The sequence below is a fragment of the Enterobacter sp. 301B genome (assembly GCF_003850715.1).
GTDB lineage: Bacteria > Pseudomonadota > Gammaproteobacteria > Enterobacterales > Enterobacteriaceae > Enterobacter > Enterobacter intestinihominis.
On sequence record NZ_PQTC01000024.1, the window covers coordinates 17323 to 39078 of the forward strand.

Sequence of the window (21756 nt, forward strand, 5' to 3'; positions counted from 1 at the left end):
CCTTATAGCTGCACACCGGAGAAGGACATAAAGCCCAACGCCATCAGGCCGGTGGTGATAAAGGTGATCCCTAAGCCACGAAGCCCCGCAGGTACGTTGGCATATTTCATTTTTTCACGGATCCCCGCCATGGTAACAATCGCCAGCATCCAGCCGATACCGGAACCGAAACCATACACAACCGATTCACTGAAGTTGTAATCGCGCTGAACCATAAATGAGACGCCGCCGAAAATGGCGCAGTTCACCGCGATTAGCGGCAGGAAGATCCCCAGTGCGTTGTACAGCGACGGGAAGTATTTATCGAGGATCATCTCCAGGATCTGAACAAGCGCCGCAATCACCCCGATAAAGGTGATGAAGTTCAGGAAGCTAAGATCAACGCCCTCCACCAGCGCGCCATCGCGAAGCACGAAGTTGAACACCAGGTTGTTAATCGGAACGGAAAGCCCCAGCACAACAGTGACCGCCACACCCAGACCGAATGCCGTCGATACCTTCTTAGAAACAGCAAGGAACGTACACATGCCCAGGAAGAAAGCGAGCGCCATGTTTTCAACAAACACCGCGCGCACAAATAAACTCAGGTAATGAGCCATCGTCGGTTACTCCTTTTCCTGCTGTTCAGGCTTCAGCGTACGAATCAGCCAGATCAGCAAACCGATAATGAAAAATGCGCTTGGTGCCAGCAGGAACAAACCGTTCGGCAGATACCAGCCGCCGTTCTGTACCGTATCCAGCACCGGAATGCCAAACAGTTTGCCGCTGCCAATAAGTTCGCGCAGGAAACCAACCGTCAACAGGATCACACCGTAACCCAGCCCGTTGCCGATACCGTCCATAAAGCTCGCCAGTGGCGGCATTTTCATCGCATAGGCTTCAGCGCGCCCCATCACGATACAGTTGGTGATAATCAGGCCGACAAACACCGAAAGCTGCTTCGAGGTTTCATAAGCGAAGGCGCGCAGAAGCTGATCAACCACGATCACCAGCGAGGCGATGATCGCCATCTGGACAATGATCCTCACGCTGTTGGGTATGTGGTGGCGGATCATTGAGATAAACATGCTGGAAAACGCTGTCACCAGCGTTACCGCCAGCGTCATGACCACCGCCGTTTCCAGCTTGGTGGTTACCGCCAGAGCCGAGCATACACCCAGCACCTGAAGCGTTATCGGGTTATTGGCTAAAAGTGGGCCAATCAGCACCTTTTTAACTTCTTTCAGTTCACCCGTATCAGCCATTGTTCAGCGCTCCTTCACGTACATTCTTCAGGAAGGGACCAAAGCCCAGTTCACCCATCCAGAAATCAAAGCTGTGCTGCACCCCATTAGAAGTGAGCGTGGCGCCGGAAAGGCCATCAACGGCAAATTCATCACCGGGACGCGCTCCTCCTTTCACCACCTTCAGCGCAGGCTGGCCGTTGTCATCGAGCACTTTTTTACCGACAAACTGTGCCCGCCAGTTAGGGTTCTCAACTTCGCCCCCCAGCCCTGGTGTTTCGCCCTGATCGTAATATGTAATGCCTTTGACCGTACGGCCATCGGTATCCAGCGCCACAAAGGCGTACATCATTGACCATAAACCGTTGCCATAGATGGGCAACACGATTTCCTGGATGCGCTTTTGCTCGTCGCGGACGAGGTAAATCTCCGCGACATTGCTGCGGCGCTTAATGCCTGCCGGATCCTGCGAGGCGTCAAGCATGGTGCTCATCTGCGGATCTTTTAGCGCCAGCGCCTGGTTATATTTCGCCGGGTCTTTATCCATTAACTCCCCGGTTTTTAAATCCACCAGCCGTGCGGTAATGCGTTCGGCAAACACCGCTGCGACGTCATCCTTCGTCATGCCTTCCTGCATCAGCCCGGCAACGGCAAGGATGTTACGCTGTTTATCCAGCGCACGTTGCTCCTGCTGTAGCGGTTTCAACCCAACGGCAGAACCGGCCACGACAATGGAACAGACCAGACACAGTACCAGCACCACCAGCAGCGTTTTGCTGATACTGTCGTTATTTTTGATCTCAGCCACGCGCCTTCCTCCGCTTAATGTTGGCGCGCACGACCAGATAGTCGAACAGCGGCGCAAACAGATTGGCAAACAGAATGGCCAACATCATCCCTTCCGGATAGGCCGGGTTGACCACGCGAATCAGTACACACATCACCCCAATGAGCGCGCCGTAGCACCATTTTCCTCTGTCGGTAAACGAAGCCGAGACGGGATCGGTGGCCATGAACATCATGCCAAACGCAAAGCCTCCCAGCACGAGGTGCCAGTACCACGGCATGGAGAACATCGGGTTAGTGTCTGAACCAATGAAATTGAAAAGCGTGGCGGTGAGGACCATCCCAAGCATGACGCCAGCGACAATGCGCCAGGACGCCACGCGGCCAAAGAGGATGATGGCTCCGCCGATCAAAATCATCAGGGTAGACACTTCACCGATGGAGCCTGGAATATTGCCAATAAACGCATCAAACCAGGTGACAGGCTGTCCGGTTGCATTGTTAACCAGCGTTTCGCCGCCGCCAGCCGCCCACTGTGAAAGTGGCGTCGCGCCGGAGAATCCGTCTGCTGCCGTCCACACCAGGTCGCCCGAGATTTGCGCCGGATAAGCAAAGAACAGGAACGCGCGCCCTGCCAGTGCCGGGTTGAGGAAGTTGCGTCCGGTCCCGCCGAAGATCTCCTTGGCAATCACTACGCCAAAGCTGATCCCCATCGCCGCCTGCCAGAGCGGCAGCGTTGGCGGAACAATCAGCGCAAACAGAATAGAGGTAACAAAGAAGCCCTCGTTGATCTCATGTTTGCGAATAATAGCGAACAGAACCTCCCAGAAACCGCCCACAATAAAGACAGTCATATAGATGGGGAGGAAGAAGACAGCGCCCAGCGTCATCATGCTGATCCAGCCTGCATCTGCCGCAAAGCTCACCCCCAGCGACTGCGCCAGACGATAGTGCCAGTCAGACTGAATCACCTGCGCCAGCTGCTCTGCATCGTACATATGGTGCAGCGCCGGAATAGTCTGCAACCCAACGTTATACATCCCCCAGAACATGGCCGGGAAGACCGCAAACCAGACCAGAATCATCATTCGCTTGAGGTCGATGGCGTCGCGAACGTGCGCCGCGCCTTTCGTCACCAGACCCGGGGTGTAGAAAATGGTCGTTGTCGCTTCATACAGCGGGTAGTACTTTTTGAGCTTCCCTTCGGTAAAGTGCGGCTCAATTTTTTCAAAGAGGTGTTTTAAGCCCATGGTTATCCTTCCTGCTCAATGCGGGTTAACACCTCGCGCAATACGGGTCCATATTCGTATTTACCTGGACACACATAGGTACACAGCGCCAGATCTTCCTCGTCCAGCTCCAGACAGCCCAGCGCTTGGGCACCGTCGGTATCGCCGGCCAGCAGATCGCGCAGCAGCACAGTGGGCAGAATATCCAGCGGCATCACGCGTTCGTAGTTGCCAATCGGGACCATGGCGCGCTCACCGCCGTTGGTGCTGGTGGAGAAGTTAAACAGCTTACGACGCAAAAAGTGGCCGAGCGTGGTACGGGTTACCGAGTATTTTTCTGCGCCAGGCAGCACCCAGCCGAACAGCTCTTTCTCGCGCCCTTCAAGCACCACGCTCACCTGAAGATGGAAACGACCCAGCCAGGCCATCGGGCCTGTCGCGTGTCTGCCGCTCAGCACCGAACCGGAAATAATGCGGTTTTCACCTTCTTTCGTTTCGCCAGCCAACAGCGCCGTCAGGTCTGCCCCAAGCAGCGTGCGAACCAGACGCGGTTGGGTTGCCTGAGGGCCGCCGATGGCAATAATGCGTTCTGCGCACAGCTCACCCGTGGTGAAGAGCTTACCGATAGCGATCACGTCCTGATAATTAAGATGCCAGACCTGTTTCGTCAGGCTTACCGGCTCCAGGAAATGAATATGCGTTCCCACCAGTCCGGCCGGATGCGGGCCGGCAAATTCATTAAAGGCGACCTGCCCTTGAGGATGCCCGCCCAGCTTACCGCCGCTGGCCTGGCAGACATGAACTTTGCCCGGCGTCAGGCGCGTTAACACGGTGAGGCCGGCATCGAAAGCTTTGCGTTCCGCCAGGATAAGAGGCTGCGGATCCGCGCTGAGCGGGTTGGTGTCGATGGCCGTAACGAAGATAGCGGCTGGCACAGTGCCAGGTACGGGCGTTTTGCTATAGGGACGCGTGCGAAGCGCCGTCCACAGTCCTGACTCCAGCAGTTGCGTCTGCACCGCGTCGTGGCTGAGGGTAGCGAGATCGGCGGCGTCAAAACGCGCAAACTCGCGTTTCTCATCGCCTTCAATTTGAATAACTACCGATTGCAGAACGCGACGCTCACCACGATGGATGGCGGCAACGGTGCCGCTGGCAGGGGCTGTAAACATAACGCCAGGATTTTTTTTATCCTCGAAGAGTGCCTGGCCTTTTATTACACGATCGCCTTCCTGTACAAGCATCGCGGGGCGCATGCCCACGTAATCATCACCCACAATAGCGACATGATGAATACTGGCGCCGGTCGTTACGTGCTGTTCAGGCACGCCAGAGATTGGCAGATCGAGTCCTTTTCTGATTCTAAACATGTGGTTAGCAGGTATCCATGAACAACAATCCAGAGAGGCCGGAGTGTACCATTTTCGGCCCTGCCAAGGGCAGTAAATCCGCCGTCTGGCGCGCCGAAATGCGAGCTATTGCGCAAAGTTCCTGGAGTCAGGACGATATGAATGGGTTATAAAGTAAAACTAATTTGTAAACGCAAAGGTTGGCTCTTGCGAAAATCTCCATCGGTGCTAATGTGAGCGCTCCTGTCCAGATTAGTCTGATTTCGGGTGTCTTTTGCCGTTCTGGCAAGTTGGTCATTGTTTTATCAAGGAACCAGTAGTATGCGTAAAATCGCATTGTTCATTGCGATGCTTCTGATACCGTGCATGTCGTTTGCCGGGCTGCTTGGCAGTAATAGTTCAACGACGCCGGTCAGCAAAGAGTATAAACAGCAGTTGATGGGATCCCCTGTTTATATTCAAATCTTCAAGGAAGAGCGCACACTCGATCTGTTTGTCAAAATGGGCGAGACGTATCAACTGCTCGATAGCTACAAAATCTGTAACTATTCTGGCGGACTGGGGCCGAAACAGCGCCAGGGTGACTTCAAAAGTCCGGAAGGGTTTTACAACGTTCAGCGTAACCAGCTAAAACCGGACAGCCGCTTCTATAAAGCGATTAACATCGGTTTCCCCAATGCCTTCGACCGTGCGCACGGTTACGAAGGGAAATACCTGATGATCCACGGCGCCTGCGTGTCTGTCGGCTGTTATGCGATGACGGATTCCGGCATTGATGAAATCTTCCAGTTTGTCACGGGCGCACTGGTCTTCGGCCAGCCGAATGTTCAGGTCAGCATCTATCCGTTCCGTATGACGGATGCCAACATGGCGCGCCATAAGTACTCTGTTTACACAGATTTCTGGAAACAGCTAAAACCGGGTTATGACTACTTCGAGCAGACCCATAAGCCGCCGGTGGTGTCCATCGTCAATGGCCGTTACGTGGTGAGTAAACCGCTCAGCCATGAAGTGGTTCAGCCTCAGCTGGCGTCAAATTACGCGGTCCCCGAGACAAAATAGCGCCCACTCGCCTGGCATGATCTTTTGCCAGGTTTCATTGCCCGTCAGCGGCTGCGTTGCAATGACAGTGACCACATCGTTCGGTGTGGTCTCCTTCTGAAAATCAATTTCCACATCCTGATCGAGCAGCGTGGCGACGCCAAACGGCGCACGTCGGGTGATCCAGAACAGATTCGTCGAGCAGAATGCCATCACGTAGCGTCCGTCAGACAGCAGCATATTAAACACGCCCTTCTCGCGTAACTCAGACGCCAGTGACGCTATGTACTTAAATACTGCGGTCATGTTGCCGGGCGTACGGGGGTAGCGCTCGGTCAGCTTGTGCAGCAGCCAGCAAAATGCTTTTTCGCTGTCCGTTTCACCGACAGGACGAAAATTGCCGGTTTCCAGTGATTTATAGCCCGAGAGCTGCCCGTTGTGCGCATAGGTCCAGTTACGTCCCCACAGTTCACGGGTAAACGGATGGGTATTTTCCAGCGCCACTTCGCCGCGATTGGCCTGGCGGATATGGGCGATCACCGAACAGGATTTAATAGGATAGTCCTGCACCAGTCTGGCAATGGGTGAGTTAAAGCTGGGCTGTGGATCTTTAAACGTGCGACATCCTTTGCCTTCGTAGAAGGTAATGCCCCAGCCGTCTTTATGCGGCCCGGTTCCTCCACCGCGCTGAACCAGCCCGGTGAAACTAAAGCAGATATCGGTTGGCACATTGGCGCTCATCCCGAGCAGTTCGCACATAGAACACCTCCACAACAGCGGGGGGCACCGGCGCCCCCCAGCGAAGTCTTACTTAACCATCTCTTTTTCGATCAGTTGGATCAGGATGTGGATCACTTTGATGTGAATTTCCTGAACGCGATCCGCATAACCGAAGTGTGGTACACGGATTTCAATGTCCGCTGTACCGTCCATCTTACCGCCATCTTTCCCGGTCAGGGTGATCACTTTCATGCCCTTCTCACGCGCGGCGGCGATCGCTTTGATCACGTTAGCGGAGTTACCGGACGTGGAGATCCCCAGCAGCACGTCGCCTTCACGGCCTACGGCTTCAACGTAGCGGGAAAAGATATGGTCGTAACCGAAGTCGTTGCCTACACAGGAGATGTGGCTCACGTCGGAAATCGCAATCGCCGGGTAGCCCGGACGGTTTTCGCGATAGCGTCCGGTCAGCTCTTCGGCGAAGTGCATGGCGTCACAGTGGGAACCGCCGTTACCGCAGGAGAGCACTTTACCGCCGGCTTTGAAACTGTCGGCAAGCAGGACCGCCGCGCGCTGAATAGCGTGAATATTGGCATCATCTTTCAGAAAATTCGCCAGCGTTTCCGCCGCTTCGTTCAGTTCGTTACGAATAAGATCCTGGTACATGAGGATAATCCTTCAGTATTGATGAAATAACACAGTGGAGTGTACCGGATAGCAGTAAAAGCGAGAAGCTAAAGCCATGCGAATCGTCCGGCGTTTTGATTTTTTGTGCCGACTAAAACGCGAACAATGTGAACCAGGTTGTAATTATTTTGTAAACACATTGCTAAAGGAAATGACATCAACTACAACCATATCATCACAAGTGGTCAGACCTCCTACAAGCAAGGGAGCTTTTCTTTATGATGATTTTGAGCATTTTCGCAACCGTTGTGCTGCTCGGGGTGTTGTTCTATCACCGTGTCAGTTTATTCCTGAGTAGCCTGATTCTTCTGGCCTGGACGGCTGCACTTGGCGTCGCTGGCCTGTGGAATATCTGGGTACTTGTTCCCCTGGCAATCATTTTGCTGCCGTTTAACCTGACGCCGATGCGTAAGTCGATGATCTCCGCGCCGGTGTTCAAGGGATTCCGTAAAGTGATGCCGCCGATGTCGCGCACGGAGAAAGAAGCGATTGATGCGGGCACGACCTGGTGGGAAGGCGATCTGTTCCAGGGCAACCCGGACTGGAAAAAGCTGCACAACTACCCGCAGCCGCGTCTGACCGCCGAAGAACAAGCCTTTATTGACGGCCCGGTGGAAGAAGCCTGCCGCATGGCGAACGATTTTGCCATCACTCACGAAATGGCCGACCTGCCGCCTGAGCTGTGGGCATATCTGAAAGAGCATCGCTTCTTCGCGATGATCATTAAGAAAGAGTACGGCGGTCTGGAATTCTCCGCTTACGCTCAGGCTCGCGTCCTGCAAAAACTGGCGGGTGTTTCCGGGATCCTGGCGATCACCGTTGGCGTGCCAAACTCCTTAGGCCCGGGCGAGCTGTTACAGCATTACGGTACGGAAGAGCAGAAAGATCACTATCTGCCGCGTCTGGCGCGTGGTCAGGAAATTCCGTGCTTCGCGCTGACCAGCCCGGAAGCCGGTTCTGATGCCGGTGCGATCCCGGATACTGGCGTGGTCTGCATGGGCGAATGGCAGGGCGAACAGGTGCTGGGCATGCGCCTGACCTGGAACAAACGTTATATCACCCTGGCGCCTATCGCCACCGTACTCGGTCTGGCGTTCAAACTTTCTGACCCGGAAAAATTGCTGGGCGGTGAAGAAGATCTGGGCATTACCTGTGCGCTGATCCCAACCTCGACCCCGGGGGTTGAAATTGGTCGTCGTCATTTCCCGCTGAACGTACCGTTCCAGAACGGCCCGACTCGCGGTCAGGATATCTTTGTGCCGATTGACTACATCATCGGTGGACCGAAAATGGCCGGTCAGGGCTGGCGTATGCTGGTGGAATGTCTGTCGGTGGGCCGCGGCATTACCCTGCCGTCGAACTCTACCGGCGGTCTGAAATCGGTGGCGATGGGGATTGGGGCTTACGCGCATATCCGCCGTCAGTTCAAAATCTCCATCGGCAAGATGGAAGGTATCGAAGAGCCGCTGGCGCGTATTGCGGGCAATGCCTACGTGATGGACGCCGCAGCCTCGCTGATTACCTACGGTATTATGCTGGGCGAGAAACCCGCCGTGCTGTCGGCAATTGTGAAGTACCACTGTACCCACCGTGCACAGCAGTCAATTATTGATGCAATGGATATCGCAGGCGGTAAAGGCATTATGCTTGGCGAAGGCAACTTCCTGGCACGCGGCTATCAGGGCGCACCGATTGCCATCACCGTGGAAGGGGCAAACATCCTGACCCGTAGCATGATGATCTTCGGCCAGGGGGCGATTCGTTGCCATCCGTACGTGCTGGAAGAGATGGCCGCCGCGCAGAATAACGACGTGGATGCCTTCGACAAGCTGCTGTTCAAACATATCGGCCACGTTGGCAGCAATGAAGTTCGCAGCTTCTGGCTCGGCCTGACGCGGGGGCTGACCAGCGCGACGCCGACCCGCGATGCAACCAAACGTTATTACCAACACCTGAACCGTCTGAGCGCTAACCTGGCGCTGCTGTCTGACGTCTCCATGGCCGTTCTGGGCGGAAGCCTGAAGCGTCGCGAACGCATCTCCGCCCGTCTGGGTGATGTGCTGAGCCAGATCTTCCTGGCCTCTGCGGTGCTGAAACGCTACGACGATGAAGGCCGTCAGGAAGCGGATCTGCCGCTGGTGCACTGGGGCGTGCAGGATGCGATGTATCAGGCGGAACAGGCGATTGACGACCTGCTGGCAAACTTCCCGAACCGCTTCGTGGCGGGCGCCCTGCGCGCGGTGATCTTCCCGACCGGTCGTCACCATCTGGCACCGTCTGACAAGCTGGATCATAAAGTGGCGAAGATCCTCCAGGTACCAAGCGCAACCCGTTCCCGTATTGGCCGTGGTCAATACCTGGAACCTACCCCGCATAACCCGGTAGGTTTGCTGGAAGAAGCGCTGCTTGACGTGATGGCCGCCGACCCGATTCACCAGAAGATCTGCAAACAGCTGGGCAAAAACCTGCCGTTTACACGACTGGATGAGCTGGCAAAACAGGCGCTGGCGGGTGGCATCATCGACAACAGCGAAGCTGCGATTCTGGTGAAAGCCGAAGAGAGCCGTCTGCGCAGTATTAACGTGGATGATTTCGAACCAGAAGAGCTGGCGACTCAGCCGGTAAAGCTGCCAGAGAAGCACCGTAAACCTGAAGCGGCATAAGGTATTTTGCTCTCACAAACCCCGCCCCGCGCGGGGTTTTTTATTGCCACATTTTCTGGTAATGACGTGCTACAGTGTCAAAAAGTGTTTATTAAGGAGCCTGTATCGTGCCTGGTTTAAAGATTTCTGTTTTGCAGCAACCTTTAGTGTGGATGGACGGCCCCGCCAACCTTCGCCATTTTGATCGCCAGCTGGAAGAGATTACCGGACGCGATGTGATTGTCCTGCCGGAGATGTTCACCACAGGTTTCGCGATGGAGGCAGCAAAACAGTCCATGCCGCAGGACGAGGTGGTGGCCTGGATGCACGCCAGGGCGCAGGAAACAAACGCGCTGATTGCCGGCAGCGTCGCGCTCCAGACCGGGCGCGGACCGGTCAATCGCTTCCTGCTGGTCGAGCCGGAAGGAAACGTCCATTTCTACGATAAGCGCCACCTGTTCCGCATGGCGGATGAACATCAACATTATGAAGCCGGAAACGAACGCGTGGTATTTGAATGGCGCGGCTGGCGTATTCTGCCGCTAGTCTGCTATGACCTGCGCTTCCCGGTGTGGTCGCGCAACCGCAACGATTATGACCTGGCGTTGTACGTCGCCAACTGGCCCGCCCCACGCTCCCTGCACTGGCAGGCTTTACTGACCGCGCGCGCGATTGAAAATCAGGCTTATGTCGTTGGCTGTAACCGTGTAGGAACGGACGGCAACGGGCATCACTATCGCGGTGACAGCCGGGTGATCAGTCCGCAGGGTGAGATTATTGCCACCGCCGAGCCGCATCAGGCGACACGAATTGACGCTGAGATCTCGTTAACGGCGTTAAAGGAGTATCGGGAGAAGTTTCCGGCCTGGCAGGATGCAGATCCATTTAGCATTGGATAAGAAAAAGCCGGGTGGCGGCTGCGCCTTACCCGGCCTACAAATCAGCTCACCAACGCCTGCCCGTCTTTGCGGCTCTCCGTCGCAGCCACGTAGTGCCCTTCCGGCATACGGTAAATCACCTGCGCGCCGCCAAAATTGTAATCCTGAAGCGGATCTTCCACCACTATCTGGTGTCCGCGCTCGCGCAGCGCCGCGATGGTATTGCGATCGAAGGTCGATTCAACAACCACTTCCCTGCCCTGCACCACGCGCCAGCGCGGGGCGTCAATCGCCGCTTGCGGGTTTTGCCCGTGCAGCATAATGCGCAGCGCCATCTGCATGTGCCCCTGCGCCTGCATCGGGCCGCCCATCACGCCGAAGGACATCAGCGGTTTGCCGTTACCGTCCATCGCAAAGCCCGGAATGATGGTGTGGAAAGGACGCTTGCTGCCCGCCAGCGCGTTCGGGTGTTTGGGATCGAGTACAAAGCCGCAGCCGCGGTTTTGCAGGCTGATCCCCGTATCCGGCACCACGATCCCTGAACCGAAGCCCATAAAATTGGACTGGATAAAGGAGATCATCATCCCGCTGGAATCCGCTGCGCTGAGGTAAACCGTCCCACTTTGCGTCGGCGATCCGTACACAAAATCAGAGGCTTTATCGTGGTTGATAAGCGCGGCGCGCGACTTCAGATAATGGTCGCTCAGCAGCGCTTTGGCGGCAAACTCCATATGCTCTTCATCCGCAACGTAGCGATCGAGATCCGCCAGCGCCAGCTTCATTGCCTCTATAGAGAGGTGCAGCCCCTGCACGGAATCCGGGTGATGTTTCTCGATGCCGCACTGCTCCAGAATGCCGAGCGCAATCAGGGTGGCGATCCCCTGACCGTTTGGCGGCAATTCCTGCACCGAACCGCCCGCGAAGTCGCGCGATAGCAGTTCCACCCAGTCCACACGGTGATTCGCCAGGTCTGCTTCGGTCAGGTGTGCACCATGTGCTTTGGCGAAGGCGGCAATTTTCTGCGCCAGTTCGCCACGGTAAAACGCGTCGCCGTTGGTTTTGGCGATCAGCTCCAGTGAGTTCGCCTGCGCCGGGTTACGGAAGATCTCCCCCACGCGCGGCGCGCAGCCTTCCGGCGCAAAGCAGGCACTAAACCCGGGCTGATCTTTCAGCTTGTTGTAGCCGCGCTGCCAGAGATGGCCGATCAGCGGCGAGACCGGGAAACCGTTGCGCGCGTAATCAATGGCTGGCTGCGCGAGCGTGGTCAGCGGCAGCGTGCCAAAACGTTCAGCCAGCGCCACCCAGCCCGACACCGCACCCGGCACGGTCACCGCGTCCCAGCCGATTTCCGGTACGGCGGTTTTTCCGGCAAACAGATCCGCATGCCAGCTGGCTGGCGAACGACCGGACGCATTCAGACCGTGAAGTTTTTCACCGTCCCAGACAATGGCAAAAGCATCGCTGCCGATGCCGTTGCCGGTCGGCTCGACAACGGTCAGCGCCATGGCGGTCGCAACCGCCGCATCAACGGCATTTCCGCCCAGCTGTAGCATCTTCATTCCCGCCTGTGCCGCCAGCGGCTGCGAGGTAGCAACGGCGTTATGGCCCATCATCGGCGGGCGTCGTGAATCGTAACCGGTTGTAAAATCGAGCGCTTTGGTCATCATGACTCCTTAGTCGTGGCGCGGATCGAGCGCATCGCGCAGCCCGTCGCCGAGTAAATTAAAGCCCTGAACGGCAAGGAAAATCGCCACGCCGGGGAAAACCGACATCCACGGCGCCTGTTCGAGAAACCCTTTTGCGGTGTTGAGCATGGAGCCCCAGGATGGGTTCGGCGGCTGTTGGCCTAACCCTAAAAACGAAAGGCTGGCTTCGGCGATAATCGCCGAGGCAATGGCCAGCGTGGCCTGCACCAGGATAGGTGACATCACGTTGGGCAGAACGTATTTAATGATGACCCAGCGGTCCGGCAGGCCAATCGCCCGCGCGCCGTCGATGTACTCTTCGTTGCGAATGGCGATCACCTGGCCGCGCGTCAGGCGGGCGAAGATCGGCATTGCCGAGAGTCCAATAGCGATCATGGCATTCGTCAGGCTTGGGCCTAAGAATGCCCCCAGCGCGATCGCCATGATCAGGAATGGACAGGCCAGCAGTGCCTCAATAAAGCGGGAGATCACCCCGTCCCACATCTTCTGGAAATAACCCGCCACCAGCCCCAGCGGCACGCCGATGACAACCGCGATCGCCACCGACATACAGCCCGCCATCAGCGAGGTTCTCGCCCCCCAGATAATGCGGGACAAGATATCGCGCCCCAGCTCGTCGGTGCCGAACCAGTACATCGCCGATGGCGCTTTGCGCACCGCGAGGAAGTTAGCTTTGACCGGGTCAAATGGCGCGATCCACGGCGCCAGCAGCGCCACCAGCACAAAAAAGCCCACCACAATCGCGCCAATCACCGCACTTTTATTAGCGAGGAATTTTTTCAGCACCCGGTTTTGCGCGCGCGGTAGCGCGGGCGCCACGGTTTGCGTCGTCAGTTCCGCCATGGTTAACCTCGCATTTTCGGGTTGATAAGGACGTAGAGCACGTCAGCCAGCAGGTTGAGCATCAGGAAACCGATCGCCACGATCAGCACTACGCCCTGCACCACCGCGTAGTCGCGGTTGAACACCGAGTCGACGATCATTTTGCCGAAGCCCGGAATGGTGAACACCTGCTCGGTCAGCACCGCCCCGCCCAGCAGCTCGCCGAACAGCAACGTGGTGAGGGTGATCACCGGCACCAGCGCATTGCGAAAGGCGTGCTTCAGGATCACCGCTTTCGGCAGCAGCCCCTTAGCGCGCGCGGTGCGGATGTAATCCGCTTTCAGCACCGCAATCATCGACGCGCGGGTATGGCGCATCAGCGTCGCCGCCAGGCCGGTTCCGAGCACGGACGCGGGCAGCAGCAATGTCCGCAGGTTCTGGATCGGATCTTCACTGAACGGCACATAACCGGACGCAGGCAACCATTGCAGGTTTACTGAAAAGACCAGAATCAGCAGGATCCCCAGCCAGAAGTGCGGTATTGAGATCCCCGAGATCGCCACAAAGTTCGCCCCGTGATCGACCCAGCTGTTTTTGTTCACCGCCGCGAGGATCCCCATGCTGATACCAAACACCAGCGCGATAATCATCGCCAGCAGCGACAGTTCCAGCGTGACCGGCAGCTTGCTGGCAATCAGTTGCGTGACCGGCTCATGAGTGCGTAAGGAGACACCCAGATCGCCTTGCAGCGCCCGCGTCAGCCAGTTGAAATACTGCACGGGGATCGGCTCGTCCAGATTCAGCTCAGCACGCAGCTGGGCGATCACCGCCGGATCGCGCTCCTCCCCGGCCATGGCAATCAGCGGATCGCCAGGCAGCAGCTTTTGCAGGCCGAACACCATCATGCTCACCAGCAGCAGAGTGGGTATAGCCAGCAGCAGACGTTTGCAAATCAGTTCCAGCATGGGTTCTCCTCAGGAGGTTTATTTCGCCAGCGTTAAGCCAGCCAGACGCACAATGCCGTCCGGGTACGCTTTAAAGCCCTGCACGCGCTTGTTCAGGCCAAAAATGCGCGGTTCGAAGTAAAGGTATGCAATCGGCATATCGGTCTGAAGCTGCTTCACAACCTTGTCATACAGCGGCTGGCGGGCGGCCTGATCGGTGCTCTGACGCGCCTGCGTTAGCCATTCATCCACCTGAGCATTGCTGTAGCGGCCGTCGTTGAGGGTGCCTTTGCTGTTGATAAAGCCGTAGATGCTGCCATCTGGATCCGGGCGACCCGACCAGCCGGAGAAGCTCAACTGGTAGTCACCGCTCTGCTGGCGATCCAGCAGCGTGGCGAACTCGGTCATTTGCAGGTTCAGGTTAAAGCCCGCCTCTGCCACCATCGCCTGCAATACCTGGCCCACCTGCTGCGAGGTTGGGTTGTTCGGCACCAGTAGATTGACGGTCAGCGGCGCGGTGACGCCTGCGGCTTTCAGCAGCGCTTTGGCTTTGTCGACGTCACGCGGGGGAACCGGAAGATTGACGTGATACGGGCTTACCGGCGAAAACGCCTGGTTTGCCGGAGTGTAAAGCCCTTCGAACACTACCTGGTTTAAAGCATCGCGATCGATGGCCTGGGAAAATGCTTCACGCACGCGGGCATCTTTGAAGGGATCGTTCGCCGGGACTTTGCCATTGTTAATATTGAAGGTGATGCCCTGGTATCCGAGGCCCGTCACCTTCGCCAGCGCCAGCTTGCTGTCGGCTTCGACGGTTTTGACGTCGCTGGCGGCAATGCCTTCGGTCAGGTCGAGATCGCCCGCGCGCAGGTTCGCCAGGCGCACGGAGGCATCCGGGATCGGCAGATAGATAATTTTATCGAAGTGGTAGGCGTCTTTGTTCCAGTAGTTGTCGAAGCGGGTCAGCACAATGCGGTCCTGCGACACGCGGCTGTCGAATTTATACGGGCCGGAACAGACCGGATGGGCGGCAAAATCGGCTTTTTTCGCGGCTTCCGGCGCCATCATTGCGCCTGCGCGATCGGTGAGCTGCATCAGAAGTGCGGCATCCGGCGTTTTCAGGTGCAGGGCTATCTGCATCGGGCCGGTGACCTCCACCGACTCAACGGAAGAGAGTTCACTTTTACGCAGAGAGCCTTTTAGCGTCAGGGCCCGGTCGAGGTTGTATTTCGCGGCGGCGGCATCGAATTTTTCACCGTCGTGGAAGGCCACGCCTTCACGGAGATCCAGGGTCAGCGTTTTGCCGTCATCGCTCCACGCCCAGGATTTCGCCAGTCCCGGCACCACCTTGAGGTGCTCGTCCACGTCCACCAGCCGGTCACACAGGGAGGCAAAGACGAAGCGGCCATAATAGGTACGCGCCAGATGCGGGTCCAGCATGTCCGGATCTGCACCCAGGCCGATTCGCAGCACGCTTTCAGAATGGGCGGGCAGCGCCGCACCAAGCAACATAACACTTCCCAGTACGGTCAAAAGAGAATTACGCATTGTCATTATCATGAGTTCCTTGAAGGAAGGGAGGAGTGAGTAGCCGCGTGTTCAAACAGCGCGCGGCGGCGCAAAAATGCGGCGGATGGCGGTGCGATCTGTATAACGCTGCGATCGCGATTAATCTCCTGCCAGCGGTGGCAGGCGACCTGACGTCCGCCGTCGATTACCTGATGAATCGGCTCAACCTGACGACATTCATCGCTAACATAGGGGCAACGGGTGTGGAAACGGCAGCCGGAGGGCGGATTAGCCGGGTTCGGTAAATCACCCTGCAACAGCGGCGCATCCCGCGCTACGCCTGGCTGCATTTGCGGCGCAGAGGCAATTAATGCCTGGGTATAAGGATGCAGCGGCGCGTCGAAGATATCGTCGACGGTGGCCAGCTCGACGATTTGCCCAAGATACATCACCGCCACGCGGTCGCTCATATGACGGATAACCGCCAGACCGTGGGCGACGATCACCATCGTTAGCCCCAACTGGTGCTTCAGGCTTTCCAGTAAATTGACCACCTGTGCCTGGACGGAAACATCCAGTGCGGAAACCGGTTCATCGCCCAGCAGCAGCTTTGGGCCTGACGCCAGCGCGCGCGCAATGCCGATACGCTGACGCTGCCCGCCGGAAAATTCGTGCGGATAACGTCCGGCCCAGGCCGCGGGCAAGCCGACCGTCCTGAGCAGCTCGGCGACGTGGTACTGGCGATCCGCTTTTTTCATGTTCTGGTGCAGCCACAGCGGCTCACCGACAATCTGTTCTACCGTCATGCGCGGGTTCAGCGAGGCGAAGGGATCCTGAAAGATGATCTGTAGCTCACGCCGGAGCTGGTTCAGACGTGCGCCTGAGGCGTGGGTGATCTCCTCACCCTGATAAAATACGCGCCCTTCGCTGGCGCCCAGCAGGCGCAGCAGCAGCCGGCCGAGGGTGGATTTCCCGGAACCTGATTCGCCGACAATAGCCAGCGTTTCGCCTGGCAGCACCGACAGTGAAACGCGGTCAACAGCCGTGACAAAGCGGGCCGGCGTAAACAGTTTTTTCGGGCCGGGGAAAAGCTTGCTCAGATCCCGGGCTTCAAGAATGGGCGTGGTCATGCAATTTCTCCCAGGGCAATGTGTTGTTCCAGCGGCACGCGGAAGCAGGCAACCTGATGACCCGTGCCGAGCATAGTGAGCGGTGGTTTTTCAGCATGACAGCGCGTCTGCGCGAAGGGACATCGGGTGGCAAAGCGGCAGCCTTGAGGCATGGATTCCGGCAGCGGGACCGATCCGGGAATGGTGGAAAGCTGGCCCTTGCGTACGCCAAGGGAGGGGATCGAGCCCATCAGGCCAATTGTGTACGGGTGCTGCGGGTCGGCAAATATCGCCTCGACGCTTCCCTGCTCTACTACCTGGCCGGCATACATCACCGCCACCTGCTGTGCCACTTCGGCCACCACGCCTAAATCGTGGGTGATCATCAGCACCGCCGTGCCCGTTTCTTCTTTTAAGGTATTGAGCAGAGCGAGAATTTGCGCCTGAATGGTCACGTCCAGAGCGGTAGTGGGTTCGTCAGCGATCAGTAATTTGGGATGGTTTATCAGCGCCATCGCAATCATCACGCGCTGGCGCATACCGCCGGAAAGCTGATGCGGGTAAACCTTAAGGCGCATCTCTGCGGCCGGGATCTGCACCTTCTCCAGGATCTGTAGCGCAACCGTCATCGCCTCAGCCCGGGAGATCGTTTGATGGCGCATCACCGCTTCACTGAGCTGATCGCCAAGCGTGAAAGCCGGGTTGAGCGAGGTCATGGGCTCCTGGAATATCATCGCCAGCTCGCTGCCGCGCAGATTGGCATACTCGCGCGGCGAGAGCTTGCGCAGATCGTGGCGGCGGAAGTGCATCTCCCCACTGACGATCCTGGCGCTGGCAGGCAATAACCCCATCAGCGCCAGGGAAGTGATGCTTTTACCGCAGCCGGACTCGCCCACCAGCGCCAGCGTCTCTCCCGCCCTGACCGTCAGCGAGATGTCTTCGAGCACGCTTACCGGCGAGCCCGCGAATTTAACGTTGAGGTTTTGCAGCCGCAGTACGGGCATGGAGTCCTTAAAGGGTATCGTCGTCATAGCGTGGAATCGTCCTCAAGGTGGATAGCCTGAATCAGGGCGGTTTGCAGGCTGAGCAGGTGTTCGCGCATGGCGGCGGCTGCTTCATTAGGCTGGCGATGAATAATCGCTGACATGATTTTGTGATGGTGGTCGTTATAGTTGTCGACACGTTCGGGGGTGCGGGCAAGCTCGCGTAAATACTGCCAGCCGGGCTCCCGGCGGACGGCATCTATCGCATCGAAAAGCCCTAGCATGAGGCGGTTGCCGGCTGCTTCCGCAATGGCGCGATGAAAGGCGCTATCCCACAGTTCGTTAAGATCGCGGTCATCCGGGCTGACCTTGTCAATGCGTTCCAGCATGCGCTGCATGAGCGCGAGGTTTTCCCTGGTGGCACGCAGTGCCGCAAGTCGGGCTAACCCGGGTTCGAGCTGTAGTCGAGCTTCCATGACTTCCAGCAGGTTGGTTTGCTGAACCAATCCCTGAAGCGCCAACGGCTCAACAGGGGCAGCCGGACCAATGAAGGTACCTTTGCCCTGCTTGCGCCAGATCCGCCCTTCTTCTTCCAGCACGTCCAGCGCGCGACGCACTTCGCGTCGTCCTACGCCGAGTGTTTCCGATAGCTCACGTTCAGTGGGCAGCGGAGTGCCTGGTGTTGACTCGTGCTGGTTGATAAGCCCGCGCAACTGGTCAAGCGCGGTGCTGGAATTTGCTAAAACCCGTGAAGGTTTTTCCATATTGGTTCGCTCGCTTTCATCATGACTTTATTTTTATTAACGATAAGTTATTGATATGACGGACTACTTATCGTGCTAATGATTAAGCAATAAGCGAACCAATAGCGTATTGGTTCAGATCTTTTCTGAAAAATGATCGGTAACCGAATGATTTCTTATGAATTATTTTTACATAATTATTACATAACTAAGTGAGGTTCGGAGAGGGGATGGGCAAACAATGCACAAAAGCAGTGCAAATAACGCACTAAAACCGTGCAAATGTTAATAAATTGCACTGATTATATTAACTTTTTGTTAACGAAAATAAGAAGAGAGATAAGCGAGTGTAGGAAGTATAAAACGACGAAAGCCTGAATCATTTCTGATTCAGGCTTTCTGAATAGTGGCGGAACGGACGGGACTCGAACCCGCGACCCCCTGCGTGACAGGCAGGTATTCTAACCGACTGAACTACCGCTCCACTGTTCCCGTTTGGGGAACGAGGCGAATATTACGGTTTGCCTCTGAACTCGTCAACGCTTTTTCTCAGGTTTTGAATCGTTTGCTGCAAAAATCACCCAAACGGCGATTTAACAAACGTTTCCGCCTTTTTTCATCCACGCCACAGACAGCTTCCGCCCTTCTTCTGCACTAAATCGAGGCGAGATTCGTGGTTCATTAGCTCTTCATCACTGGCTAAAACAACCCGCAGGCGATTCGCCTGACGCACGACCCGCTGAATACCGCCTTCGTCCCGCGTCTGCTGGGATTCATTTTCCATACTGAATTTTATCGATGTTTGCCCGCCGGTCATGGTCAGGTAAACATCGGCCAGGATCTGGGCATCGAGCAATGCGCCGTGCAGGGTTCGCTTGGTGTTGTCTATCTCATAGCGAGAGCACAGGGCATCAAGGCTGTTACGCTTGCCGGGAAACATCTTCCTTGCCAGCGCCAGGCTATCCGTAACTTTACAGAACGTATTGGTCTTAGGAATATCGCGGTTGAGCTTGCTGAACTCATAGTCCATAAAGCCGATATCGAACGATGCGTTATGAATGACAAGTTCTGCACCTCTGATGTAGTCGAGAAATTCATCCGCGACATCGGCGAAGGTGGGCTTATCCAGCAAAAACTCATCGGCAATCCCGTGAACGCCGAACGCTTCCGGATCAACCAGCCGATCGGGTTTGAGGTAAACGTGGAAGTTGTTGCCCGTAAGACGACGGTTCACTACTTCAACGGCACCAATCTCAATGATTTTGTGCCCTTCGTAGTGGGCGCCAATCTGGTTCATACCGGTAGTTTCGGTATCAAGAACAATCTGGCGAGTAATTGCAGTGCTCATAGCGGTCATTTATGTCAGACTTATCGTTTTACTGAACGTTTCAAATACAGGAAGTCTACCAGAGATGCGTAAACAGGTAGAAATTTTCACCGATGGATCTTGTCTCGGTAACCCAGGGCCCGGCGGCTATGGCGCCATTATGCGCTATCGCCAGCATGAAAAAACATTTAGTGAAGGCTATTTCCTGACCACCAACAACCGCATGGAGTTGATGGCGGCCATCGTGGCGCTGGAAGCCTTAAAAGAACATTGTGACGTGGTGCTGAGTACCGACAGCCAGTATGTTCGCCAGGGCATTACCCAATGGATCCACAACTGGAAAAAGCGCGGCTGGAAAACGGCAGAGAAAAAACCCGTCAAGAATGTCGATCTCTGGAAGCGTCTTGATGCCGCCCTCGGTCAGCACGAAATCAAATGGGAGTGGGTAAAGGGGCACGCCGGTCACCCTGAAAACGAACGCTGTGACGAGCTGGCTCGCGCGGCGGCATCAAACCCAACCCATGAGGATGCAGGTTATCAACCTGAATCCTGATCACGGTTTTTTGTACTGCCGCGTGGCACCCACGGTCTGGCGGATCCGCGTTTTTGATTTGCTTTGCTTCATTGGGTTGAGCGTAAGTGGGATCGTCCTTTTACGCGCGACAATAAATTGCATGCAGCCCAGCGCGGGTAAATGGGTACTTAATAAGACCCCGCCTTTACGCGTCCAGGGGATGACCTGAAAACCCCCGTAGCTCAGCACTTCGAAATTTAACAGTGAAAGCCAGTCCAGCTGGCGCATCATGGTAAACATCCGGCTGTTATATGGCGGCTTGCGGCGCAGAACGGGCGTCAGTTTACGTAGCCCGATCAGACTCAGCGGATTAAAACCGCTCAGGATCAGCCAGCCGTCATCAATCAAAACGCGGTCGGCTTCCCGCAGCAGACGATGGGGATCGCTGCACCAGGGCAGCGTGTGAGCGAGCAGACAGGCATCAATGGATTTTTCCGCAAAAGGCAAATGCAGCGGATCAGCCTTCACCTGAACCGGGGAGCCATTAAGCGATACGCTAACCTGATGCGAGATAGCGCAGCTTTCGGTATTGATTTCTGCGCTCAGATTGCCAATCTTAAGCAGGTGAAAACCATACATTTTCGCGAGCCAGGGTTTAAGCTGAAGTTCTAAGGCCTCGCGATAATATTCACCCCAGGGCAACTCTGCCCAACGTTCCGGTGGTGCGACAGTCTGAGGTATCCTTGCCGGTTTCATCAAAACACCCGCCACGCTATAAGAGGTAATGCATGAATCTTATCAGTATTTCCGCCTTTCAGGACAATTACATCTGGGTTTTAGTCGATGACGATCGCAGATGCATCATTGTTGATCCCGGCGAATCCGTACCGATCCTGCACGCGATAGAAGAAAACGACTGGCAGCCTGAAGCGATCCTCCTTACCCATCACCATCACGATCATGTCGGCGGTGCTCCCGATCTCCTTGCGCGCTATCCCCATATTCCCGTCTACGGACCAGCAGAGACACAGGATAAGGGTACGACGCAAGTTATCGAAGAAGGCGAAAGTATCTTCATCCTCGGGTGCGAGTTTTCCGTATTTGCTACGCCAGGTCACACTTCCGGTCATCTCTGTTTCTACAGCAAACCTTATCTTTTTTGTGGCGACACGCTGTTTTCCGGCGGCTGTGGAAGGCTGTTTGAAGGCACGCCAGAACAGATGTATCAATCTTTACAAAAAATTAATGCGCTGCCAGCCGACACCGTAATTTGTTGCGCACATGAGTATACATTAGGGAATATGAAGTTTGCTGCAAGCGTACTACCAGAGGATCGGGCGATTCAGGATTATTACCAGAAAGTGAAGGAGTTACGTGCAAAAAACCAAAAAACACTCCCCGTAATTCTGAAAAATGAGCGACAAATAAATTTATTTTTAAGAACAAATGACGTTGATTTAATTAATAAAATTAATCAAGAAACAAATTTGTTACAACCTGAAGCGCGATTTGCATGGTTAAGGTCAAAGAAAGATAACTTCAGATAA

Annotated in this window: 21 protein-coding genes and 1 tRNA gene; 5 read left to right on the forward strand and 17 right to left on the reverse strand. The window is 55.9% G+C overall.

Features of this window, described 5'->3' with window-relative positions; translation table 11 throughout:
- Nucleotides 1-2 precede the first annotated feature (2 nt).
- Genes nqrE through C3451_RS20285 form a run of 5 tightly spaced genes read right to left on the reverse strand, consistent with a single transcriptional unit; the run spans nt 3 to nt 4605 of the window.
- A complete protein-coding gene (gene nqrE, locus C3451_RS20265) occupies nt 3-599 on the reverse strand; it encodes an NADH:ubiquinone reductase (Na(+)-transporting) subunit E (protein ID WP_003863217.1) in 597 nt (198 codons plus the stop codon).
- Nucleotides 600-605: 6 nt separating this feature from the next.
- Nucleotides 606-1244, reverse strand: a complete 639-nt coding sequence (locus C3451_RS20270; RefSeq protein ID WP_003863219.1) for an NADH:ubiquinone reductase (Na(+)-transporting) subunit D — start codon at nt 1242-1244, stop codon at nt 606-608.
- On the reverse strand, nt 1237-2031 hold the full coding sequence (locus C3451_RS20275; RefSeq protein ID WP_022647144.1) for a Na(+)-translocating NADH-quinone reductase subunit C: 795 nt from the start codon (nt 2029-2031) through the stop codon (nt 1237-1239). The genes C3451_RS20270 and C3451_RS20275 overlap by 8 nt, the downstream gene beginning before the upstream one ends.
- Complete coding sequence (locus tag C3451_RS20280) at nt 2024-3259, reverse strand: NADH:ubiquinone reductase (Na(+)-transporting) subunit B (RefSeq protein ID WP_022647143.1); 1236 nt, start codon at nt 3257-3259, stop codon at nt 2024-2026. Before C3451_RS20280 ends, C3451_RS20275 begins: the two co-directional genes overlap by 8 nt.
- A 2-nt stretch (nt 3260-3261) precedes the next feature.
- Complete coding sequence (locus C3451_RS20285; protein WP_022647142.1) at nt 3262-4605, reverse strand: Na(+)-translocating NADH-quinone reductase subunit A; 1344 nt, start codon at nt 4603-4605, stop codon at nt 3262-3264.
- A 300-nt stretch (nt 4606-4905) separates the two neighbouring features.
- On the opposite strand from C3451_RS20285, the gene dpaA reads away from it, so the two are divergent.
- Nucleotides 4906-5646, forward strand: coding sequence for a peptidoglycan meso-diaminopimelic acid protein amidase (dpaA, locus tag C3451_RS20290; RefSeq protein WP_006810008.1), 741 nt, complete (start codon nt 4906-4908; stop codon nt 5644-5646).
- On the opposite strand, the gene C3451_RS20295 is transcribed toward dpaA, so the two are convergent.
- Together C3451_RS20295 and lpcA are read right to left on the reverse strand one after the other, a co-directional pair.
- Nucleotides 5617-6384 carry a class II glutamine amidotransferase gene (locus C3451_RS20295; RefSeq protein ID WP_017383120.1) on the reverse strand — a complete coding sequence of 256 codons (768 nt, stop codon included), beginning with the start codon at nt 6382-6384 and terminating at the stop codon, nt 5617-5619. The genes dpaA and C3451_RS20295 overlap by 30 nt on opposite strands.
- A 48-nt stretch (nt 6385-6432) precedes the next feature.
- Entirely contained in the window at nt 6433-7011 is a 579-nt protein-coding gene (gene lpcA, locus C3451_RS20300) for a D-sedoheptulose 7-phosphate isomerase (RefSeq protein ID WP_003863232.1), read from the reverse strand.
- A 239-nt stretch (nt 7012-7250) separates the two neighbouring features.
- On the opposite strand from lpcA, the gene fadE reads away from it, so the two are divergent.
- Together fadE and C3451_RS20310 are read left to right on the forward strand one after the other, a co-directional pair.
- Complete coding sequence (fadE, locus tag C3451_RS20305; protein ID WP_023299388.1) at nt 7251-9695, forward strand: acyl-CoA dehydrogenase FadE; 2445 nt, start codon at nt 7251-7253, stop codon at nt 9693-9695.
- A 107-nt stretch (nt 9696-9802) separates the two neighbouring features.
- Nucleotides 9803-10573: an amidohydrolase gene (locus C3451_RS20310; protein WP_023305484.1), complete on the forward strand. Its 771-nt coding sequence runs from the start codon at nt 9803-9805 to the stop codon at nt 10571-10573.
- A 41-nt stretch (nt 10574-10614) separates the two neighbouring features.
- Here the strand turns inward: C3451_RS20310 and C3451_RS20315 are convergent, their stop codons facing one another.
- From C3451_RS20315 to dnaQ, 9 genes are all read right to left on the reverse strand, one after another.
- A complete protein-coding gene (locus C3451_RS20315) occupies nt 10615-12216 on the reverse strand; it encodes a gamma-glutamyltransferase family protein (RefSeq protein WP_045623439.1) in 1602 nt (533 codons plus the stop codon).
- A gap of 9 nt (nt 12217-12225) precedes the next feature.
- Nucleotides 12226-13101, reverse strand: a complete 876-nt coding sequence (locus C3451_RS20320) for an ABC transporter permease (protein WP_045623441.1) — start codon at nt 13099-13101, stop codon at nt 12226-12228.
- A gap of 2 nt (nt 13102-13103) precedes the next feature.
- A complete protein-coding gene (locus C3451_RS20325) occupies nt 13104-14045 on the reverse strand; it encodes an ABC transporter permease (protein WP_045308938.1) in 942 nt (313 codons plus the stop codon).
- Nucleotides 14046-14063: 18 nt separating this feature from the next.
- Nucleotides 14064-15578: an ABC transporter substrate-binding protein gene (locus C3451_RS20330; protein WP_023299385.1), complete on the reverse strand. Its 1515-nt coding sequence runs from the start codon at nt 15576-15578 to the stop codon at nt 14064-14066.
- A gap of 2 nt (nt 15579-15580) precedes the next feature.
- On the reverse strand, nt 15581-16663 hold the full coding sequence (locus C3451_RS20335; RefSeq protein WP_022647134.1) for an oligopeptide/dipeptide ABC transporter ATP-binding protein: 1083 nt from the start codon (nt 16661-16663) through the stop codon (nt 15581-15583).
- The gene (locus C3451_RS20340) at nt 16660-17673 is read right to left on the reverse strand and encodes an ABC transporter ATP-binding protein (protein WP_045623443.1); all 1014 of its coding nucleotides are present in this window, start codon (nt 17671-17673) and stop codon (nt 16660-16662) included. The genes C3451_RS20335 and C3451_RS20340 overlap by 4 nt, the downstream gene beginning before the upstream one ends.
- Nucleotides 17670-18389, reverse strand: a complete 720-nt coding sequence (locus C3451_RS20345; RefSeq protein WP_022647132.1) for a FadR/GntR family transcriptional regulator — start codon at nt 18387-18389, stop codon at nt 17670-17672. The genes C3451_RS20340 and C3451_RS20345 overlap by 4 nt, the downstream gene beginning before the upstream one ends.
- A gap of 386 nt (nt 18390-18775) precedes the next feature.
- Nucleotides 18776-18852 (reverse strand) — tRNA-Asp (locus C3451_RS20350).
- Nucleotides 18853-18984: 132 nt separating this feature from the next.
- A complete protein-coding gene (gene dnaQ, locus C3451_RS20355) occupies nt 18985-19716 on the reverse strand; it encodes a DNA polymerase III subunit epsilon (RefSeq protein WP_072201000.1) in 732 nt (243 codons plus the stop codon).
- 64 nt (nt 19717-19780) lie between these two features.
- Between dnaQ and rnhA the strand changes: the two genes are divergently transcribed.
- Nucleotides 19781-20248: a ribonuclease HI gene (rnhA, locus tag C3451_RS20360; protein WP_003863238.1), complete on the forward strand. Its 468-nt coding sequence runs from the start codon at nt 19781-19783 to the stop codon at nt 20246-20248.
- On the opposite strand, the gene C3451_RS20365 is transcribed toward rnhA, so the two are convergent.
- On the reverse strand, nt 20249-20965 hold the full coding sequence (locus C3451_RS20365) for a class I SAM-dependent methyltransferase (protein ID WP_063139387.1): 717 nt from the start codon (nt 20963-20965) through the stop codon (nt 20249-20251). It lies immediately after the preceding gene.
- 32 nt (nt 20966-20997) lie between these two features.
- Here C3451_RS20365 and gloB point away from each other — a divergent pair, with 32 nt between their 5' ends.
- A complete protein-coding gene (gene gloB / locus C3451_RS20370; RefSeq protein WP_045623446.1) occupies nt 20998-21756 on the forward strand; it encodes a hydroxyacylglutathione hydrolase in 759 nt (252 codons plus the stop codon).

Bases quoted from the DNA above. Each gene is read 5' to 3' on its own strand.
- nqrE (WP_003863217.1), bottom strand. From the start codon at position 599: ATGGCTCATTACCTGAGTTTATTTGTGCGCGCGGTGTTTGTTGAAAAC.
- C3451_RS20270 (WP_003863219.1), bottom strand. From the start codon at position 1,244: ATGGCTGATACGGGTGAACTGAAAGAAGTTAAAAAGGTGCTGATTGGC.
- C3451_RS20280 (WP_022647143.1), bottom strand. From the start codon at position 3,259: ATGGGCTTAAAACACCTCTTTGAAAAAATTGAGCCGCACTTTACCGAA.
- C3451_RS20285 (WP_022647142.1), bottom strand. From the start codon at position 4,605: ATGTTTAGAATCAGAAAAGGACTCGATCTGCCAATCTCTGGCGTGCCT.
- dpaA (WP_006810008.1), top strand. From the start codon at position 4,906: ATGCGTAAAATCGCATTGTTCATTGCGATGCTTCTGATACCGTGCATG.
- C3451_RS20295 (WP_017383120.1), bottom strand. From the start codon at position 6,384: ATGTGCGAACTGCTCGGGATGAGCGCCAATGTGCCAACCGATATCTGC.
- lpcA (WP_003863232.1), bottom strand. From the start codon at position 7,011: ATGTACCAGGATCTTATTCGTAACGAACTGAACGAAGCGGCGGAAACG.
- fadE (WP_023299388.1), top strand. From the start codon at position 7,251: ATGATGATTTTGAGCATTTTCGCAACCGTTGTGCTGCTCGGGGTGTTG.
- C3451_RS20315 (WP_045623439.1), bottom strand. From the start codon at position 12,216: ATGACCAAAGCGCTCGATTTTACAACCGGTTACGATTCACGACGCCCG.
- C3451_RS20320 (WP_045623441.1), bottom strand. From the start codon at position 13,101: ATGGCGGAACTGACGACGCAAACCGTGGCGCCCGCGCTACCGCGCGCG.
- C3451_RS20325 (WP_045308938.1), bottom strand. From the start codon at position 14,045: ATGCTGGAACTGATTTGCAAACGTCTGCTGCTGGCTATACCCACTCTG.
- C3451_RS20330 (WP_023299385.1), bottom strand. From the start codon at position 15,578: ATGACAATGCGTAATTCTCTTTTGACCGTACTGGGAAGTGTTATGTTG.
- C3451_RS20335 (WP_022647134.1), bottom strand. From the start codon at position 16,663: ATGACCACGCCCATTCTTGAAGCCCGGGATCTGAGCAAGCTTTTCCCC.
- C3451_RS20340 (WP_045623443.1), bottom strand. From the start codon at position 17,673: ATGACGACGATACCCTTTAAGGACTCCATGCCCGTACTGCGGCTGCAA.
- C3451_RS20345 (WP_022647132.1), bottom strand. From the start codon at position 18,389: ATGGAAAAACCTTCACGGGTTTTAGCAAATTCCAGCACCGCGCTTGAC.
- dnaQ (WP_072201000.1), bottom strand. From the start codon at position 19,716: ATGAGCACTGCAATTACTCGCCAGATTGTTCTTGATACCGAAACTACC.
- rnhA (WP_003863238.1), top strand. From the start codon at position 19,781: ATGCGTAAACAGGTAGAAATTTTCACCGATGGATCTTGTCTCGGTAAC.
- C3451_RS20365 (WP_063139387.1), bottom strand. From the start codon at position 20,965: ATGAAACCGGCAAGGATACCTCAGACTGTCGCACCACCGGAACGTTGG.
- gloB (WP_045623446.1), top strand. From the start codon at position 20,998: ATGAATCTTATCAGTATTTCCGCCTTTCAGGACAATTACATCTGGGTT.